Source organism: Agromyces sp. NPDC029043 (genome assembly GCF_055564615.1).
The window spans coordinates 118,278-135,465 of the sequence record NZ_JBVHVX010000013.1; the positions used below are offsets into that span (position 1 = coordinate 118,278).

Sequence of the window (17,188 nt, forward strand, 5' to 3'; positions counted from 1 at the left end):
GTGACTATCTGGGGTTATTTGTGGCCGGGCCGTTTCTTGCCTGCCGCGATGCCGAAGCCCTTCGCCTTGGTCGCTCCGGTCGTCTCGAACGCCCGATCCGACGCGCCATTCGACGACGGTTCCGGAAGCTCTTCTGCGACAGCGGGTTCCGTCTCGTCGACGGCCTCCTCGGCCGGAGCTTCTGCCTGGACCTCTGCCTCTGCCGGGACCTCCGGCTCAGCCGCGGCTGCGGGGAGCTCGGGCTCGGCTGGTTCCGACTCGGCGGCCGGGGCCTCGGGCTCGCTCGGTGCAGGCGCCACAGGAGCAGCAGCGGGGGCCTTCGCCGCACCACCCGGGCGCTTCTTGCCTGCGGACATACCGAAGCCCTTGGCCTTGGCCGGCTTGTCCTCGGTCAGCACCGCTGCGGATCCGCTCGGTGCGGAGTCGACGGCCTCGGCCGGAGCGCCGGCAGGTGCCTCGTCGGCAACCTCTGCCGGAGCTGAAGCCTCTGCCGGAGCGGGGGCCTCTGCCGGAGCTGAAGCCTCAGGAGCCGACTCGGCAGGAGCGGCGGCAGCGGGAGCAGCGGCGGCGGGAGCAGAGGCCGCAGCAGGAGCCTTGGCGGCGCCACCCGGTCGCTTCTTGCCCGCCGACATCCCGAAGCCCTTGGCCTTGGCCGGCTTCTCCTCGGTCACCGCGGGAGCCGCGACCGTCGCCGTGGCGGCCGTGGCGGCCGTGGCGGCGGTGGTTGCGGTGTCGGCGGTGTCGGCGGTCGGCTCGGCGTCGGCGGGTGCGTCCACCTGGCTCTCGGCCGGAGCGGTTACACCGGCGTCGGCCGCTGCGGCGTTGGGTGCCGCGGCCTTCTGGCCGGGTCGCTTCGCCTTACCCATGCCGAAGCCCTTCGACGCGGGCTTCTTCTCCTCGGCGGCCTCCGCAGCCGGGGCAGCAGCCGCCGACTCGACGGCGGCCGACGATTCGGCTTCGGCGGGAGCCGGTTTCGTGCTTCCGCCACCGGGCTTCTTGATGCCCTTGCCCATGCCGAATCCCTTGGCGGCGGGCTTCTTCTCTTCTGCCGGAGCGGCAGGAGCAGCAGCCTCGGCGGCCGGAGCGGCGGCAGCAGCCGGAGCAGCACCTCCACCGGGCTTCTTCATGCCCTTGCCCATGCCGAATCCCTTGGCGGCAGGCTTCTTCTCTTCTGCCGGAGCGGCAGGCGCCGCGGCAGCGGCGGCCGGAGCGGCGGCGCCACCCGGCTTCTTGCCGCCCTTCATGCCCAGGCCGACCTTGGCCTTCGGCTTCGCCTCCTCGGTCGCCGCCGGTGCAGCGGCCGCGACCTTCGCCGGCTCGGGTTCCGGCTCGGGCTCGGGTGCGGCCTTCTTCGGGTAGAGGAACTCGCCACCGCGATCCACCTCGGGCAGCCCGCGCTTGACGCCCTCGAGGAGCATCTGAGCGACGTCGACGACCTCGATCTGTCCTTCGAGTTCGGTGCCGCTGGTTCGGGCGGTCACGCCGTCGGTCAGCATCACGCGGCAGAACGGGCAGCCGGTCGCGACCTTCTTGGTCTCCGCGGTCGACGACGCGAGCGTGTCGAGTGCCTCGTCGACGCGGTCGATGTTGATGCGCTTACCGATCTGCTCTTCCATCCACATGCGTGCGCCACCGGCGCCGCAGCACATGGAACGCTCGCCGTGGCGTGGCATCTCGTTCAACGCCGAGCCCGCCGCGGCCATCAGCTCACGCGGAGCCTCGTAGACCTTGTTGTGGCGGCCCAGGTAGCACGGGTCGTGATAGGTGACACCCTCGCCGACGGGTGCGACCGGCACCAGGCGCTTCTCCCGCACGAGGCGATTGAGCAGCTGCGTGTGGTGGACCACCTCGAAGCGTCCGCGTTCGCCGTCGACCTGCGGGTACTCGTTGCCCAGGGCGTTGAAGCAGTGCGCACAGGTGACGACGATCTTCTTCGGCTGCGCGGGTGCCGTCGCGAAGACCTCGCTCATCATCTCGATGTTCTGCTGCGCCAGCATCTGGAACAGGAACTCGTTGCCCGCGCGGCGGGCCGAGTCGCCGGTACACGTCTCGCCCTCGCCGAGGACCAGGAAGTTCACCGCGGCGATGTCGAGCAGTTCGGCGACGGCCTTCGTGGTCTTCTTGGCGCGGTCCTCGTAGGCGCCGGCGCAGCCGACCCAGAAGAGGTACTCGAAGCCGTCGAAGGATTCGACGTCCTTGCCGTAGACGGGGATGTCGATGTCGATCTCGTCGATCCAGTTGGTGCGCGCCGAGGAGTTCTGCCCCCACGGGTTGCCCTTGTTCTCGAGGTTTTTGAACATGCCGGCGAGCTCGGTCGGGAAGTCCGACTCGATGAGCACCTGATACCGGCGCATGTCCAGGATGTGATCGACATGCTCGATGTCGACGGGGCACTGCTCGACGCACGCACCACACGTGGTGCACGACCACAGCGTCTCGGTGTCGATGACGGCACCGAGCGATTCGGGATCGATGACACCGTCCTCGACGACGATTCCCTCACCGCCTCCGGTGGCGCCCTTCGACTCGCCGACGAGCTTGCGCGCGGCCTCGGCGCGAGCGGCCTCGGGGATCGCGTTGAGCTTGTCCTCCAACACGTTTCCGTCGGCGTCGACGAGGCCGACCTCCTCGCCGCCCATGTCCGTGCGGCCGCCGGCCAGCAGGTACGGAGCCTTGGCCAGGCCGTGATCCCGCAGCGACATGATGAGCAGCTTGGGGCTCAACGGCTTTCCGGTGTTCCAGGCGGGGCACTGCGACTGACAACGGCCACACTCGGTACAGGTGGTGAAGTCCAGCCAGCCCTTCCAGGAGAAGTCCTCGATCTTGCCGGCACCGAAGGCGTCGACGTCGGGGTCGGCGGTCTCCATGTCGAGTACCTTGCCGTCGGACATCATCGGCTTGGCGGCACCGAGGGCGACGCCGCCGTCCTGCTCACGCTTGAAGTAGATGTTGAAGAACGCCGAGAAGCGGTGCCACGCAACACCCCAGTTGAGGTGCGTACCGACGAGAAGCAGGAACAGGCTGCCCGACAGAAGCTTGATCAGGGCGAAGATACCCACCATGTTGGGGCTGGCCGGCAACAGCTCGGCGACGCGCATGGTGAAGAAGTCGGAGTACGGATTGCTGTGGTGATAGGTCGCGATCTTGCCGGCCTTCACGAAGATCATGCCCAGGCCCTCGACGAGGACGATCGCCTCGATCGTGTACGCCGGGATGAACCGCGAGCCGGAGAACCGAGAGATGCGCTCGGGCACGCGCGGGTGATTCAGCTGGCGGATGACGATGAGCGTCACGATGCCGACGACGGTGCCGATGCCCAGCAGCTCATCCCACAGATGCCAGGCGAAGCTGTCGCCGAACAGCGGCCAGTGGAACTCGGGGTTGATCGATTGCCCGTAGGCCTCGAAGAACAGCAGCATGCCGCCGAGGAAGCCGATCATCACCAGCCAGTGGGCGATACCGACGGTCCGGAACTTCACCATGCGGGTGTGGGCGATGAACTCCTTGATCATCGTCCACAGACGCGGGAAGAACGGCCAGAACCGCGTGGAGTCGACCTTCTGCCCGAGGCGGATGTTCTTGACGATGCCAAAGGCGCCGCGAACGAAGAACACCCAGCACGTCAGGCTGAGGAGGACACCGATGGTTCCCAAGGTGAGCGTCATGGGCGTCATGCGCGTGTACCGGCCTTTCTCTAGGTCGATCACAGATGACCCGCACGGGCTGAAGATGCGCAGGGTCGACGTGTACTACAGGTAACCGTAATTCCTCGACCCGACGACGCGCTGCCAAGGCTGACCTAACTTAACGTCCCGCTCAGCGGAGACGCGGCCCATGTCTAACGATCGCTCGGTCCGAGGAATCAAGCGTTATCGTACTCGTCAGTAACTTACTTTCGAGTCAGGTGCCGATAGGTGTGACGCGTGCAACCTTCTCGAGCTCCTCGAGTGCCGTATCGAGGTGGGTGAGCAGCCGCTGGAGGCTCGGGAGCTCCTTGCGAGCACCGATCAGCCCGAAGTTCACGTGGTCGGCCGTCGACGTGACGGTGATGTTCAATGCCGATCCCTCCATCGGGATCGACACCGGATACACGCCGGTGAGCCGTGCGCCGTTCCAGTACATCTCCTCGGTCGGGCCCGGCACGTTGCTGATGATGAGATTGAACTGCGGCGGCGTGTACTGGACGAAACCCGGCACGGTCGCCAGGGCCAGCGGCGCGATGTTGATCGCCCCGAGCGCGAGCTGCTGCAGCGGGGAGAGTTGACGAACCACGCGCTTGGCCTCGCGTGTCGATGCGATCACCGTGTGCACCCGCCGCTCCGGATCGGGTTGATCGGTCGCCAGGTTGCACAGGATCGCGGTGACCGCGTTGCCGTCGTCCTCGTCGCCGCTGTGCAGCGAGACCGGCATCAGCGCGATCAACGGTGAATCCGGCAGTTCGTCGCGGTCGATCAGATAGGACCGCAGCGCTCCCGAGCACATCGCGACGACGACGTCGTTGAGCGTCATGTCGAGCCCGGCGGCCACCGAGCGGAGCCGTTCGATCTCCCACTGCTGCGCCGCGAAGCGTCGGGCGCTGCCGATCGCGACGTCGAGAATCGTCTTGGGGGCGGGTTTGAACGGCGGGGTGAAGTCGTCGTTGGTCACCGCATTCCATGCGATGCGGGCCGCCGCGGGTGCGACGCCGACGATCTGGCCGGCCACTCCGGCGGCCGCCCCCGCGAAGCCGGCTACCTGCCCGGCCGCGCCCATGAGGCCCGAAATGACCGATTCGCCACCGGATTCCGACGTTTCCACCGATGTGGGCGCCTTCGGGTGCGACGGCCGGTACTCCCAGGGGGCGCCGCAATCCCGGCTCTCCGGGTCGGTCGTGAGGGTCCGCTCGAGGAGGCGCAGCGCCGTCACTCCGTCGACGAGGGAGTGATGCAGTTTCGAGTAGATGGCGAGCTGGCCGTCAGCGAGGCCTTCGATGACGTGGACCTCCCACATCGGGCGATTGCGGTCGAGCAGCGCGCCATGATGCAGCGAGATGTAGCGCAACAGCTCACGGATGCGACCCGGCCGCGGCAGTACGATCCGGCGCACGTGATAGTCGAAGTCGAGTTCCTCGTCGTAGGTCCACGCGACGTTGCCGAGGATCGTCACCGGCGAGGCCGGCCGCTTCCGGAAGAGGCTGTGCAGGTCGCCGACGTCGTGAAACTTCTCGTAGACCTCCTCGGCGAGGTCCGACGCCGTCTGCCCCTCGCGCGGCTCGAACAGCTGCAGGCCGCCCACGTGCATCGGTTGTTCACGGGTCTCCGCGATCAGGAACATCGCCTCGTTGACGGGCATGTATGGCATGGGTGCCCCTCCTCTCCGATCACAACCAGATGTGATTGCGTTCACAGTAGGCCGCAATCTCGGCGGACGCGAACGGCGGGGTCGATCTACTCTTCGACGCGTGCCTCCTCCCGTCTCCCGGCCGTGGCGTTGGGCGTTCGCCGCTGCCATCGGGATCGTGCTTGTGGTGACGATCGCCGCCACCTGGATTCACGTCGCGGCGTCGGGCCGCATCGTCGACGACGACGCGGTGGCGCCCGGTTCGACGATCGTCGTGTTCGGCTCACTCGTGCGCGACGGCGCACCGGGAGATTACGTCCGGGGTCGCCTGGATTCCGCTATCGACCTGTACCGACAGGGCAAGGTGGCGCGAATCATCAACTCCGGCAACGGGACCGAGGATGCGGGCGACGAACCGCGGGTGATGCGCACCTACCTTGCGGCGCGCGGCGTGCCGTCGTCGATCATCGTCGACGATCCGGCCGGGATGGACACCGAGGCGACGTGCCGTCGGATCGGTCGACTCGACGCCGATGGTCGACGACCCGTCGTCCTGATCACCCAGGACTTCCATGCGGGACGGGCGGTCGCGCTGTGTCGTCGGGTGGGGATCGATGCGGTGGCCGTGGAGGCGGGCTGCGAGTGTGCGGTGTGGACGCAAGTGCGCAATCACCTGCGCGAGACGTTCCTGGCCGGGCCGCGGGCCCTGCTCTCGGCGATTACCGCCGGCTGAGGCGGGGCAGCGTCAGCGGGAGTCGCGGGCGGCCGGTCAGGTAGAGCGAGCCGGGCAGGTGCCGCAGCACCTCCACCACCAGCAGCGAGCCGGCGAGGGTCCCGAGGTAGACGGCGAGGGTGCCGAACGGCTGCCCGAGGTTCGCCAGGATCCACGGCTGATCACTGTCGGGCGCGGTGGGCAGCAGGATGACGAACATCACCAGCACGTGGGCGAGGAAGACGCCGAACGACCGGTTCGACGCGAAGGTGACCGCGCGGGCGAACCCGGGGGTGAAGTCGCGCCAGTGTGTCGACCAGTTCAGCGCGGCGGCGTAGAGGCACGCGATGGCCACGACGAGGAACGGCAGCAGCGTCGGCTGGAAGGCGGCGGCAGCGTAGATCGGCCGCTGATCCAGACCCCAGACGCGGTAGAGGAACGTACCCACCGCGAACCCGCCGGTCAGCACCAGCGCACCGAAGAGCCACCAGCCCTTGCCGGAGAGCCACTTGCCGATCGCATCGCGATGCACCGCCGCGACCGCGCCGTAGAGGATGAAGAACTGATACGGGATGAACGTCGCGTAGTGATGCCACCAGTACCCGACGAGCCACTCCGGCGGCTGCCAGTGCGTGATCGTCATGACGATGCCGAATTGCAGAGCCGCGCTGGCCGCGAGCAGCAGGGCATGGTGGTCGCGGGTTTTACGTACCAGCCACAGCACCAGCGGGAACAGCAGATACACCTGCAACATCACGAACAGGAAGTACATCTGGAAGCCGGATAGCCCCCACTTGAGCAGGTCTGCGAACTCATCGAGGCTGGTCGGGATCTCGGTCAGCCGACCGTTGGCCCACATGTCCTCGACGATCCAGTAGATCGCCGACCACAGCAGGTACGGGAAGATCACCAACTTGATCCGCCGACGCCAGAACGCGATCGAACTGAAGTCGGCCTTGTCGAAGTTCTGGTACATCAGCACGAAGCCGGTCAGCGCGAAGAAGGTGTTGCGCGTGAAGTGCAGCAGCAGGCTGGTGGTGTTCACTCCGACGCTGTCCCACTCATCGGTGGTCTGCGTCAGGCAGTGCACAAAGATCACGAGCGAGAAGGTCGTCGCCCGGATGAGGTCGAGATGATGCAGATACGCCTTGCGGGCCTTGCGGGGCGCCTGGCCATCGAGGGTTGCCGACGAGACGCGCGACGCGGAACGTTGCGGCGCGAGTGCGGTCATCGTCATACCCCCTGATGTCGTCGTGTGTTTCTTGCGCCGTTTGGCAGGCTAACAACCGAACCTGGACACTCCCTGTGACCTCCGCGGCTGTCCTGCGAAAACACCCCGCAAGTGTGATGTCCATCTCAATTCTGAGGGTTGCGTCCACAAGAGGCATCGCCCACGACGAGGTGGCCGTCGGATCGACGTCGACGCTGGTATGGCACGGTGTGTGCACTGTGAGTCGGTGTGCTGGCGAGTCGGTGCTGTTGCGGCGGTGCTGTTGAAGGCGAGGAGTTCCGGTGCGTAGAAGTGGATGGTCGATGGCCGACGCGCCACCGATGAACGGCGCCGTCGTCGTGGTGACCGGCGCCAACTCGGGGATCGGGTTGGAGACCACCCGGCACCTCGCACGCCTCGGCGCCCGTGTGGTGATGGCGTGCCGCAATCCCGCCTCCGCCGAAACGGCGCGCGTCGATGTCCTCGGTTCGGTGCCCGACGGCGATGTGTCCATCGTCCACGTCGACCTCGGTGATCTGGCGTCGGTGCGTGCCGCCGCGAAGGAGATCGCCGCGACGCATCCGTCTGTTGATGTCCTGATCAACAACGCGGGTGTGATGGCCGGGCAGCGTGAACTCACCGCCGATGGCTTCGAGATGGATTTCGGTACCAACTTCCTGGGCCACTTCGCTCTGACGGGGCTGCTCCTCGACGTGCTGACCGCGCCCGGCCGCGGTGGCCGTCGGAGTCGGATCGTCACGGTCGGCAGCAAGGTGTCCCGCGCCGGTGTCATCGACTTCGACGACCTGCGCATGGACCGGGGATTCACTCCGGGGAAGGCCTACTCGAGGGCCAAGCTCGCGCAGACGGTATTCGCCATCGAGTTGCAGCGACGCCTCGCGGCCGCCGGGGTGACGTCGCCGTTGTCCGTCGTGGCCCATCCGGGCGCGACGCACAGCGGGGTGATGCGCGAACAGCGTGGACTGCGGTGGCTGTTCACCACGCCTTCGTTGCGGCGGGTGCGTCGGACGTTCATCATGGACGGCCCCGAGGGTGCGCTCTCCTCGGTGCGGGCGGCGACGGATCCGGGAGTGCTCGGTGGGCAGTATTACGGTCCGCGCGGCCGCGGCGGATTATCCGGTCCGCCCGAACTCACCCAGCTGTCCCCGGTGGTAAACGATCTCGATCTCGCGCGTCGGTTGTGGGACACCGCCGAAGAGCTGACCGGCGTCGAGATCACTCTGCCTGCGCAATCCCGCGGATGAGGTCCGCGAGCATCTCGTCGCCACGTCCGTAGTGGGCGGCCGCGTAGCGAAGTGCCGTCGATGCGGCGTCGGCCTCGGCCGCCAACTGTCCCAGGACGTCGCGCCACGACGCCGTGAAGTCCGCCACCGCATCGGCGACGTCGGTCGCCCACGGGAGATCCGCCGTCTCGATGTCGTCGGAATGAGTGCCGAGAATGACTGCGGCAGTGCGCCATTCGGTGCTGATCCGGGTGACGTGTGCGCGATCGATGTGCATGTCAGGAGCCTCCGAGGGGAAGTCGGCGGAGGAGGCCGGGGAGGCCCTCGCGTAGGTGGAGCAATTCGGTGCGGTCGAGAGAGTCAAGAATCCCGCGGCGGGAGTCGCGTGTGATGTCGTCGCCATGGCCCGACACGATCGCCGCGAGGTTGCGCAGCGATTCGGAGCCGGGTTCGAAGTAGCCGGTGTGCGCGTCGATGTACAGAGAATCCGACGCACCTTCGGCACCGAACCGCTGCGCGCCGAATCCGGTTGTGAGCGGGTCGTTGCCCAGTGTGACCCCGGAGTACGGGATTCCGGGGACGGCGCCGAGGTGTGCCACCGGGTCCATGTCGTCGGCGGCGACGAAGACGTTGCTCGCCCCGATGCCGAAATCCTCGGCACGGGCGATCGGCCCGGCGCCGGGTGAACCGAGGAGCGTCACCGTGTCGACGATCCCCGCCAGGCGTCCGTCGGCGCCGGCGAAGCCGACCGTCGTAGACCCGTAACTGTGTCCGATGACATGCAGTGACGGACCCGGTGCTCCGCCGCCGGACACGACATCGCGGGCTACGGCGAAATCGCGGAGATCGGCCGCGAGTGCGTCACCGCCGGCGGCCGCCTTCTCCTCGCCGGCGACATCGAGGAGACCGCTCATACCGCTCGGCGCGTCGTAACCGATCCAGGCCACGGTCGCGACGGTGCCGCCCGATGCCTTCGCTTCCTTGTGCAGCGCAAGGGTATTGCCCACACCGTCCGACGCCGTTCGGGCGGTGGTGCCGAGGCCGGGCACGGAGAACGAGACGTTGCTCGCCCGGTCCATGTCGCCGATCCCGATGACCGCGCGGCCGTCGTCACCGAAGGCGTCGGGGTCGTAGTCGTAGAGGGTCACCGGTTCACCACCGCTCTCGCGTTCGGCTCGGTCGACGGCGGCACGGATCTCCCGAACGTTCCGGTCGCGATCGGTGAGCCCACGTAACGGTGCACGCGTCGACCGCTGAACAACTTTCGCGTCAACCGCCGCGATGTCCCGGTCGAGCAGAACACGGTTCGCGGCATTGCGAGCCGACGACGGCAGCCCGCCGGCGTGCGCGAGATGCTCCGGGATCTCACGGGTCACGGCCTCCTGTTCGGCCGCGGTGAGCTCCGACCACCACTGCCCGCGCGCCGTCGAGGTGAGGGCGTCGATGTCGCTGGAAACCGCGCCGCGGTGCACGGCGTCCAGTGCGGACCGCAGGTCGACGGCGGAATCGGCAAGCGTGCCGCCGCGGATGGCGTTCGACGTCTGCCGCAGACCCGTGACACGGTGTAGAGCGGTGGAGAGGTCTGTCTCGTTCGCGGCGATGTCGCGACGAAAGAGGCTGCGCCGCTGAGTGTATGCGTCGATCTGACGGGCGAGGGCGATGGCTCGGAGGTGGGCGGTCGCGAGGACGGTGGCAGCGGTATGGCCGGGGTTCAGTGTCATCCGGGCGACGTCGTCGGACAGCATGTCGACCTCCCGTGTGAGGTACGTGTGCTCGGCGTGCAACGCGTCATGCCGGTGCCGGAGTTGTGTGAGGCGATCGGCATAGGCGGTGACGCCGCGTGCAGCGACGGTGAGGGCGTCGTAGGCGAGGCCGGTCTCGCGGGCGATGGGCGCCACCGCGTTCACGTAGGCGCCGGCGGCGGGCGACGCCCACGTCGATCCACTCTCCCCGATACCGGACACCGCCGCCCCAGATGAGTAGTCCTGCTGTGCCTCAATGACGTTGGCGGCAAACGCCCAGCGTCGAGCGGCGGTCTCGGCATCCGCCGGATCGCCCTCGGGTAGGGGTGGCGGGAGTGGGGGTGACGGGATGTCGATGGCGGAACCCATGGGCCGTTTCTCCTGCGTCGGGGTGGGCGGAAATGTTCGTCCCCCATCTGACGCGGCGGCTCACCCAACGGGTTCCGTCCAGATCTGTGCCTGTGTACAGAGAACGGGCGCAACGGGTTTCCTCCACAGAAACGACGACGCTCCCGGCGTCAACCGGGAGCGTCGTCGTATGTGGTTGTCGGTGTGGATCAGATGCGGCGAGCGACCTTGCCCGCGGCGTTGAGGGTGTCACCGTTCACGGAGTACAGAACATGCAATCCGTTGGGGGACTGGGCGGGCGCGCCGTTGCAGACCGTGTCACCGGCGATGCAGTAGCGGATCGTCTTGGCTCGGTAGGCCTTACCGATGACCATCGGCGGGGCGCCGGCACTCGCGAGCCAGTTGGCCGACGGCGGCGCGAACAGGACGATCGCGGCGACCTTGTCGGAGATCGCCGGCGACAGCGGCGGCGGCACCTGATCCTGGTAGCGCTGGTACTGCGCCGGGACGTCGATCTTGTCGGCGACGCTGAAGCCGGCGACCGTCGCGCCCTGTGAGTTACCGCCGAGCACGATCTTGGTGTCGGGGCAGGCGGCGGCGAGGTAGCGGACACGCTTCTGCGTGTCCCGAACGCCGATGGCGACCGAGTTCGCGATGGCCAGCTTGTTGTTGAACTTGTCGCTCGCCGGGTAGTTGACGCCGTAGCCGACGACCGACTTGCCGGGCAGCTGATTGCGTAGCGCGGCGAGGAACGATTCGCCGGTCAGGCCGAGGGGAGGGGCGGGCTCCACGGTGCCGCGGGCAAAGATCAGCTCGACATCCGGGCAGCTCGCAGCGCGAGCCGGAGAGGCCTGGGTGCTCACGATCGCGAACGCGCCGCCAAGCGCCAGTACCAGACAGCTAAAGGTCACAAATAGACGTTTTGCCATGGGCACATGGTAGTGGACTGAGCCACTATCGGAAGTGTCCGGAGGGCTCTGGTCAGGATCATTGCCGGTCAGCGCGCTGTTCACATGACGGTGTGTCGGGTCCATGGGGGTGGATCGGACGCGGCGGGCGGTCGGATGGGTGGATTCGCGATGATTCTTCGACGCCAGGACGGTCTATCTCCCTCACCACGCGCACGAAACGGAGGGACCTCATGACGATCAGGCAGTTGCTCTTCATCCACGGCGCGGGCGGATACGACGACGACAAGCCCGTCGCGAATCGGCTCCGCACCGAACTCGCCGCCGAACTCAGGTATCCGCACCTGCCCGAGGACGACATGTCGGTCGAGGCGTGGGCGGGGCCGATTCGGGCGGCGCTGCACGAACTGAATGCCGACGGGATCGTCGTCGGGCACTCGTTCGGGGCGTCGATCCTCCTATCGGTGCTGGTGGCGGAGCCACCGAATACGTCGTCGGCCACGCTGCTCGCCATGCCGAACTGGGAACCGCACGGATGGGACGTCGAGGACTACGCCTTCACCGGGCCGGAACCCAAGACCCGACTGACTCTGCATCACTGCCACGACGACGAGGTGGTGCCCTTCGAGCACCTCGCGCTCAATGCCCGTCGACTGCCGTCGGCGGCAGTGGTGGATCACCGGTTCGGCGGCCACCAGTTCGATGGAGTAACCATCGACCTAGGGTGACCGCCTGTCGTCCCCACGGTCGATTCCCACCGACCCTCGGCAGTGTGATACTCGTCACATGAGTGCATCATCTCGATCGTGGTTGCTGCGATCTCTCGTCATCGTGGCCGCTGCGGCCTTCGCGTTGTTGTTCGTCGTTCCTGCAGGTTCCGCCCACGCGGCATCGCCCACCTGGAACGGCAGTTGGAAGATCACCTCGTTCGCCGCTTCCAAGACGGGCACCAGCCTTGCGGCCCGCCAGTCGGAGCCGGATTTCTCCGCGGTCTACGGGTACTCGTCATCGTGTTCGTGGACGGGCTGCGTCGCAACGGTTACCTCGGGGCCCGCGGCGTCGAATCCGACGGTGCCGTGGCCGCCGTCGTACCGATGGACGGGCGCGCGGTGGCAGCGTGACTTCAACTGGCAGTGGGATTGCTGGCAGGGCGCAGGCAAGGCGAAGGTCTGGAAGCCGGCCCGATCCACCCAGTATTTCGTGCCGCAGAGCAACGGCACCATGACCGGCACATGGAGCACCACCATCATCGGCGGTCCGTGCAACGGCACGGTCTCATGGAACATGAAGGCCGAGCGGGTCGGCTAGGGCGGAACTCGGCCGGGACGGGTTACCTACGTCCAGAGGCGATAGGTACACGCCGCACGCGTGACGCTGGCGGGGTTGATCTGACTGCGGTTGGTGATGTGCACGGTGAACGTGAGATGCCCTGCGCCGGTGTGGATTCGAGGTAGCCAGACATCACTGGACAGCAACCCGACGCGGTGGGCTGTGGTGCGTGCGGTACCCGATTTGCGAGTGGTGGCGTTACGCCAGTCGACCGAGATCGTCTGGGTGTAGCCCACCACCGACAACGGGTACGACGACACCACCGGCGTGTGGACGTCCGAGCGGGTGGAGCTGTCGTACACCTGCGCGACCTGGCTGATCGCCGGGAGGTTCGGGTTGTGATTGGTGAATTGAGATTCGGTTGACCTTTGGCACAGCCCCTCCAACGTCGAATATGACTTCGCGATCCCCGTGACAGTTGGTTCGCGCGGATCGCCACCTGCGTTACAGACCATTCGGCTACAACAGAAGTCGTGGACAAGGTCAACTTCACCAAGGCGCTCGACGCCTATCGCGCGCCTCGCGGGCGCTTCCGCGTCGTCGAGGTGCCGACGACGCGCTACCTGATGGTCGACGGTCACGGCGATCCCAACACGTCGTCGGAGTTCACCGCCGCCGTCGAATCGCTGTATCCCATCGCCTACAAGCTGAAGTTCACCAGCAAGAAGGCGCTCATGCGTGACTATGTCGTCCCACCGCTCGAGGGATTGTGGTGGGCCGACGACATGGAGTCCTTCACCGCCGCCCGCGATAAATCAACATGGAACTGGACCGCCATGATCATGGTCCCCGACTGGATTCCCGAGGACACGGTCACCGATGTCATCGCCGCTGCGGAAGTGGCGGGTCCGGTGCTCCTCGCGACACTCGACGAGGGGCTTTGTGTGCAGACGCTACACATCGGTTCGTTCGACGACGAGGGGCCGGTGCTTGCCGAGATGCACGAAAAGTACATTCCGGACAATGGATTTCGCATGACCGGCACACATCACGAGATCTACTTCAGCGACTTCCGGCGGGTCCCTCCGGAGAAACGTCGGACCCTTCTGAGGCAACCGGTGATCGTCGACCGATGATTTCCGTCGTCGCCGGGAGTCGGTACGTTGTCCGCAGTGCAGAGGCAGGAGAGAGACGATGAGTCAACTGTTGCGAGTCCAGAACTTCGCGGTGTCGAGCGACGGGTACGGCGCCGGCGAGGGCCAGAGCCTCGAGACGCCGTTCGGTCACGCCAACCCCGCCGAACTCATGTCGTGGGCCGGTGCCACCGCCCACTGGCCCAACCGCACCGATCCGGGCGGAATCCGCGGCCTCGACGACTACTTCACCCGCGACTTCACCAACAACATCGGTGCAGAGATCATGGGCGCCAACAAGTTCAGCCCGTTCCGCGGGCCGTGGAAGGACGAGAGCTGGCTCGGCTGGTGGGGTGACGAGCCGCCGTTCCACACCCCGGTCTTCGTCCTCACCCATCACCTCCGGCCATCGTTCACCCTGTCCGACACCACTTTTCACTTCGTCGACGACGACCCCGCCGTCGTCCTCGAGATAGCCAAGGAGGCTGCTGACGGCAAGGACGTCCGGCTCGGTGGCGGCGCGACGGTCGTGCGGGAGTTCCTCGACGCAGACCTCGTCGACACCCTGCATGTCGCGGTGGCGCCGCTGGAACTCGGTCGTGGCACGCGACTCTGGGAGTCCTCGGATGATCTTCTCGACCGATTCCATCGCGACGTCGTACCCAGCCCGAGTGGTGCGGTGACGCATCACCTGTTCTGGCGGAAGTGATGTCGACGCCGAATGGCGATCTCAGCTGTCGGCGCGCTTCCGCAGGGTGACCGTCGCTCCGTTGTGCGGGAGCAGCAGGATGTTGCGATGCTGATCCATCCGCTCGTCGGGTGAGGTGTCCGGGGCGAAGGACCGGTGCTGAAGGATCGTGCGGAGCAGGACACGTGACTCGAACATCGCGAAGTTCGCGCCGAGGCAGCGATGCGCGCCTCCGCCGAACGGAATCCAGGTGGTGGAGTCGGGTCGGGTGCCGAGAAACCGATCGGGGTTGAACGTGTCCGGGTCCGGGTAGGCCTCGGGATCCTTGTGAATGCCGTTGATGTAGAGCATCAGCAGCGTCCCCTTCGGAATTTCCAGACCGTTCACCTCGACGTCGTCGATGGCGTAGCGCATCGTCACCGGGAGCGCCGGGCGCACACGCATGGCTTCGGTGATGACGGCGTCGAGATAGTCGTCGTCGCCGGCGGCCACGGACTCGTCCAGGCGTGCGAGGACCTCGGGATGCCGGACGATCCGCTCGGCCACCCAGCCGAGTCTCACGCCGGTCGTCTCGTATCCGGCGATGAGCAGTAGTCGCTGGAAGACGGCGATCATGTCGTCGTCCATGATCCCGTCCTCGTCCTCGTCCTGGATGCGCAGGAAGATGTCGAGGCAGTCCTTGCGCGGCTCGTCGCTCGGATTCGCTCGGCGCCAGGCGATTTCGTCGAGGGTTACCTGATCGATGCGTGCGTTGATCGCGTCCATCTGCTGGAACGGGAACCATGTGCCGCCGCGTAGGATCGCGCTGAGATAGCGCGCCTTCATCCCCGTCGAGCCCAGCGCCTCGTCGAGGTCGATGAGGGCGGTCTCGAGTTGATCGCGCCGTTCGGGTTCGGTGACGCCGAAGACGACCTCCATGATGACGTCGCGGGCAAGATCCAGCATGAGTCGCTGGAAGCGAACCGGCTTGTCGACGGGCCATTGCGCGATGCGCTTCTCGGTCGCGCGGACCATCGCTTCCTCGTAGCCCCGCAGTGCCTCTCCGACAAACGCCTTCGTCGTCTTGCGTCGGAGGAGGGCGTGATTGGCGCCGTTCCACCACTCGATGACCTCGGTGCCGAAGAGCATCTCGTGCGGCGCCATCTTGCGCAGTGCCTCACCGAACTTCAGGTTGCCGCTCTTGTCGGCGAAGATCGCACGGATGTCGCCCGGGTCGGAGGTGAACAGCATGGTCGGGAGCAGCGGGACGTTCATCACGGTGCGCGGACCCCGCTCTGCCAGCGCCTTACGCGTGTACTCCGGTGCCGCCCAGAAGGCGCCGAAACCGAGAGTCGAACGCAGGGGTGGCCGGGGGAGATCCTTGAGCTTCGTGAGCGAGGTCGGGGCTGGGGCTACAGCAGTCATCGTGTCCTCAATTCCGCTAGTTTAAAGAACCGGCTAGTTCTTTAGAGGATGGCGCATCGTCAACGCTGCGTCAATGACCGAGCACGATCGCGGTAACGTCGAGCGCGTGAGCAGCCTTGCCGGATCGTTCTCGAGCGCGGAGCCCGGGCTGCCGCGTGGACGCGGCCGGCTCGGCGCCGAGGAGGTGCAGGCCGCGCAGCGCTCGCGGATTCTGCGCGCGGCCATCTCGGCGATCGCGGAGCGCGGCATTCGGCAGGTCACCATCGCCGACATCGTCAGTCGTGCCCGCGTGTCACGCGCCGCCTTCTACACGCAGTTCGACGGCAAAGAGGCGTGCTTCCTCGCTGCGGTGACCTACGGCCGCGAAGCAGTGCTCGAGGGCGTCGCGGACGTCGCGGGCGGAGTTGCCGAGTCCGGAGACAACGACCTGGAGTCGACGGTCGGAGCGGTCGTCGACACCTACCTGCGCATCAGTGCATCCGAGCCCGAGTTCACCTACGCCTGGACCGTCGAACTCCCCCTGGCGGGACCCGACGGCATCGCCTTGCGTAACTCGCATTTCGACGACATCGCAGGCTTTCTCGGCGCGTGGCACCGGCAACTGACCCCGCCGGAACAGCATCGCAACGACGATCATTACCTCGCCGTCATCGCCGGCTGCCACGAACTCTTCTACCGCGAGGTCGTCGCCGGACGGGCTGCGGACCTCGAGGCCCTCGCTCCGCGGATCACCGATCTCGCCCTCGATCTGCTGGGTCGCTGACCCGGTGCCGGGGCGCGGTGTGTCGCAAGGAGTGGTCATTGCGGGCACTCCTGGCCTCGATGGTGTCGCAAGGAGGATCGTTCGTTCGTGTAGGATCTCATCCTCTTTGTCAGTCGCGAACTGGGGTTTCTCATGATCTTGTCACCTGTGGGTTCTCACTAACTTGTCAGAATCCTCAGGCCAGCACTGCTCCCCGGCCGGCGCGTCATAGTTCGAGGTTGCAGTGCTGAAGCGGCGGGTTGCTAGGAGACCGCTACGCGACGTGAACTGCGGCTTGTGAATGGTCGAACCGTCCGACCGGCTGAACAAGGGCGATCGAACGCCGGCCGGTGTCGTGGCGATGTTCCCGGATGTGACGTGTAAGGGCTCGGGACATGCTTGACGTCGTGTCGTCGGGACATCGTTGACGTCTCACGCTTGTCGGTGGTCGCAGTCAGAGTGTGGGGGG

Annotated in this window: 15 protein-coding genes; 7 read left to right on the forward strand and 8 right to left on the reverse strand. The window is 66.5% G+C overall.

Annotation, left to right across the window (positions count from 1 at the left end; all coding sequences use genetic code 11):
* Positions 1 to 14: 14 nt before the first annotated feature.
* Positions 15 to 3,665: a (Fe-S)-binding protein gene (locus ACZ4TW_RS16145; protein ID WP_465544194.1), complete on the reverse strand. Its 3,651-nt coding sequence runs from the start codon at positions 3,663 to 3,665 to the stop codon at positions 15 to 17.
* 235 nt (positions 3,666 to 3,900) lie between these two features.
* On the reverse strand, positions 3,901 to 5,340 hold the full coding sequence (locus tag ACZ4TW_RS16150; protein WP_465544197.1) for a WS/DGAT/MGAT family O-acyltransferase: 1,440 nt from the start codon (positions 5,338 to 5,340) through the stop codon (positions 3,901 to 3,903).
* A gap of 100 nt (positions 5,341 to 5,440) precedes the next feature.
* On the opposite strand from ACZ4TW_RS16150, the gene ACZ4TW_RS16155 reads away from it, so the two are divergent.
* Positions 5,441 to 6,052 carry a SanA/YdcF family protein gene (locus tag ACZ4TW_RS16155; protein ID WP_465544199.1) on the forward strand — a complete coding sequence of 204 codons (612 nt, stop codon included), beginning with the start codon at positions 5,441 to 5,443 and terminating at the stop codon, positions 6,050 to 6,052.
* Here the strand turns inward: ACZ4TW_RS16155 and ACZ4TW_RS16160 are convergent.
* Positions 6,039 to 7,262 (reverse strand): acyltransferase, encoded by a 1,224-nt coding sequence (locus ACZ4TW_RS16160; protein ID WP_465544201.1) that lies wholly within the window; start codon positions 7,260 to 7,262, stop codon positions 6,039 to 6,041. The genes ACZ4TW_RS16155 and ACZ4TW_RS16160 overlap by 14 nt on opposite strands.
* A gap of 302 nt (positions 7,263 to 7,564) precedes the next feature.
* Here ACZ4TW_RS16160 and ACZ4TW_RS16165 point away from each other — a divergent pair, with 302 nt between their 5' ends.
* Positions 7,565 to 8,506 carry an oxidoreductase gene (locus ACZ4TW_RS16165; protein WP_465544224.1) on the forward strand — a complete coding sequence of 314 codons (942 nt, stop codon included), beginning with the start codon at positions 7,565 to 7,567 and terminating at the stop codon, positions 8,504 to 8,506.
* On the opposite strand, the gene ACZ4TW_RS16170 is transcribed toward ACZ4TW_RS16165, so the two are convergent.
* The 3 genes from ACZ4TW_RS16170 to ACZ4TW_RS16180 all read right to left on the reverse strand — a co-directional run bounded on the left by ACZ4TW_RS16170 (position 8,478) and on the right by ACZ4TW_RS16180 (position 11,588).
* Entirely contained in the window at positions 8,478 to 8,762 is a 285-nt protein-coding gene (locus ACZ4TW_RS16170) for a hypothetical protein (protein ID WP_465544203.1), read from the reverse strand. The two genes, ACZ4TW_RS16165 and ACZ4TW_RS16170, sit on opposite strands and share 29 nt — an antisense overlap.
* A gap of 1 nt (position 8,763) precedes the next feature.
* Positions 8,764 to 10,596, reverse strand: a complete 1,833-nt coding sequence (locus ACZ4TW_RS16175) for an alpha/beta hydrolase (RefSeq protein WP_465544205.1) — start codon at positions 10,594 to 10,596, stop codon at positions 8,764 to 8,766.
* Positions 10,597 to 10,784: 188 nt separating this feature from the next.
* The gene (locus ACZ4TW_RS16180; protein ID WP_465544207.1) at positions 10,785 to 11,588 is read right to left on the reverse strand and encodes a cutinase family protein; all 804 of its coding nucleotides are present in this window, start codon (positions 11,586 to 11,588) and stop codon (positions 10,785 to 10,787) included.
* Between the two features lie 128 nt (positions 11,589 to 11,716).
* Here ACZ4TW_RS16180 and ACZ4TW_RS16185 point away from each other — a divergent pair, with 128 nt between their 5' ends.
* Together ACZ4TW_RS16185 and ACZ4TW_RS16190 are read left to right on the forward strand one after the other, a co-directional pair.
* A complete protein-coding gene (locus ACZ4TW_RS16185; RefSeq protein WP_465544209.1) occupies positions 11,717 to 12,211 on the forward strand; it encodes an alpha/beta fold hydrolase in 495 nt (164 codons plus the stop codon).
* A gap of 58 nt (positions 12,212 to 12,269) precedes the next feature.
* Positions 12,270 to 12,791, forward strand: a complete 522-nt coding sequence (locus tag ACZ4TW_RS16190; protein ID WP_465544210.1) for an Rv2253 family sensor-like surface protein — start codon at positions 12,270 to 12,272, stop codon at positions 12,789 to 12,791.
* A gap of 26 nt (positions 12,792 to 12,817) precedes the next feature.
* On the opposite strand, the gene ACZ4TW_RS16195 is transcribed toward ACZ4TW_RS16190, so the two are convergent.
* Positions 12,818 to 13,267, reverse strand: a complete 450-nt coding sequence (locus tag ACZ4TW_RS16195; RefSeq protein ID WP_465544212.1) for a hypothetical protein — start codon at positions 13,265 to 13,267, stop codon at positions 12,818 to 12,820.
* Positions 13,268 to 13,285: 18 nt separating this feature from the next.
* Between ACZ4TW_RS16195 and ACZ4TW_RS16200 the strand changes: the two genes are divergently transcribed.
* Both ACZ4TW_RS16200 and ACZ4TW_RS16205 read left to right on the forward strand, forming a co-directional pair.
* The gene (locus ACZ4TW_RS16200; RefSeq protein ID WP_465544214.1) at positions 13,286 to 13,888 is read left to right on the forward strand and encodes a GyrI-like domain-containing protein; all 603 of its coding nucleotides are present in this window, start codon (positions 13,286 to 13,288) and stop codon (positions 13,886 to 13,888) included.
* A 58-nt stretch (positions 13,889 to 13,946) separates the two neighbouring features.
* Positions 13,947 to 14,594 carry a dihydrofolate reductase family protein gene (locus tag ACZ4TW_RS16205; protein ID WP_465544216.1) on the forward strand — a complete coding sequence of 216 codons (648 nt, stop codon included), beginning with the start codon at positions 13,947 to 13,949 and terminating at the stop codon, positions 14,592 to 14,594.
* 21 nt (positions 14,595 to 14,615) lie between these two features.
* Here ACZ4TW_RS16205 and ACZ4TW_RS16210 read toward each other — a convergent pair whose 3' ends face one another.
* A complete protein-coding gene (locus ACZ4TW_RS16210; RefSeq protein ID WP_465544218.1) occupies positions 14,616 to 15,977 on the reverse strand; it encodes a cytochrome P450 in 1,362 nt (453 codons plus the stop codon).
* Positions 15,978 to 16,050: 73 nt separating this feature from the next.
* Between ACZ4TW_RS16210 and ACZ4TW_RS16215 the strand changes: the two genes are divergently transcribed.
* On the forward strand, positions 16,051 to 16,740 hold the full coding sequence (locus ACZ4TW_RS16215; protein WP_465544220.1) for a TetR/AcrR family transcriptional regulator: 690 nt from the start codon (positions 16,051 to 16,053) through the stop codon (positions 16,738 to 16,740).
* The last annotated feature ends 448 nt before the right edge of the window (positions 16,741 to 17,188 follow it).

Coding starts and splice junctions, on each gene's coding strand:
- ACZ4TW_RS16170 (WP_465544203.1), bottom strand. CDS start 8,762: ATGCACATCGATCGCGCACACGTCACCCGGATCAGCACCGAATGGCGC.
- ACZ4TW_RS16185 (WP_465544209.1), top strand. CDS start 11,717: ATGACGATCAGGCAGTTGCTCTTCATCCACGGCGCGGGCGGATACGAC.
- ACZ4TW_RS16195 (WP_465544212.1), bottom strand. CDS start 13,267: ATGGTCTGTAACGCAGGTGGCGATCCGCGCGAACCAACTGTCACGGGG.
- ACZ4TW_RS16175 (WP_465544205.1), bottom strand. CDS start 10,596: ATGGGTTCCGCCATCGACATCCCGTCACCCCCACTCCCGCCACCCCTA.
- ACZ4TW_RS16145 (WP_465544194.1), bottom strand. CDS start 3,665: ATGACGCTCACCTTGGGAACCATCGGTGTCCTCCTCAGCCTGACGTGC.
- ACZ4TW_RS16215 (WP_465544220.1), top strand. CDS start 16,051: ATGACCGAGCACGATCGCGGTAACGTCGAGCGCGTGAGCAGCCTTGCC.
- ACZ4TW_RS16205 (WP_465544216.1), top strand. CDS start 13,947: ATGAGTCAACTGTTGCGAGTCCAGAACTTCGCGGTGTCGAGCGACGGG.
- ACZ4TW_RS16165 (WP_465544224.1), top strand. CDS start 7,565: ATGGCCGACGCGCCACCGATGAACGGCGCCGTCGTCGTGGTGACCGGC.
- ACZ4TW_RS16150 (WP_465544197.1), bottom strand. CDS start 5,340: ATGCCATACATGCCCGTCAACGAGGCGATGTTCCTGATCGCGGAGACC.
- ACZ4TW_RS16160 (WP_465544201.1), bottom strand. CDS start 7,262: ATGACCGCACTCGCGCCGCAACGTTCCGCGTCGCGCGTCTCGTCGGCA.
- ACZ4TW_RS16190 (WP_465544210.1), top strand. CDS start 12,270: ATGAGTGCATCATCTCGATCGTGGTTGCTGCGATCTCTCGTCATCGTG.
- ACZ4TW_RS16210 (WP_465544218.1), bottom strand. CDS start 15,977: ATGACTGCTGTAGCCCCAGCCCCGACCTCGCTCACGAAGCTCAAGGAT.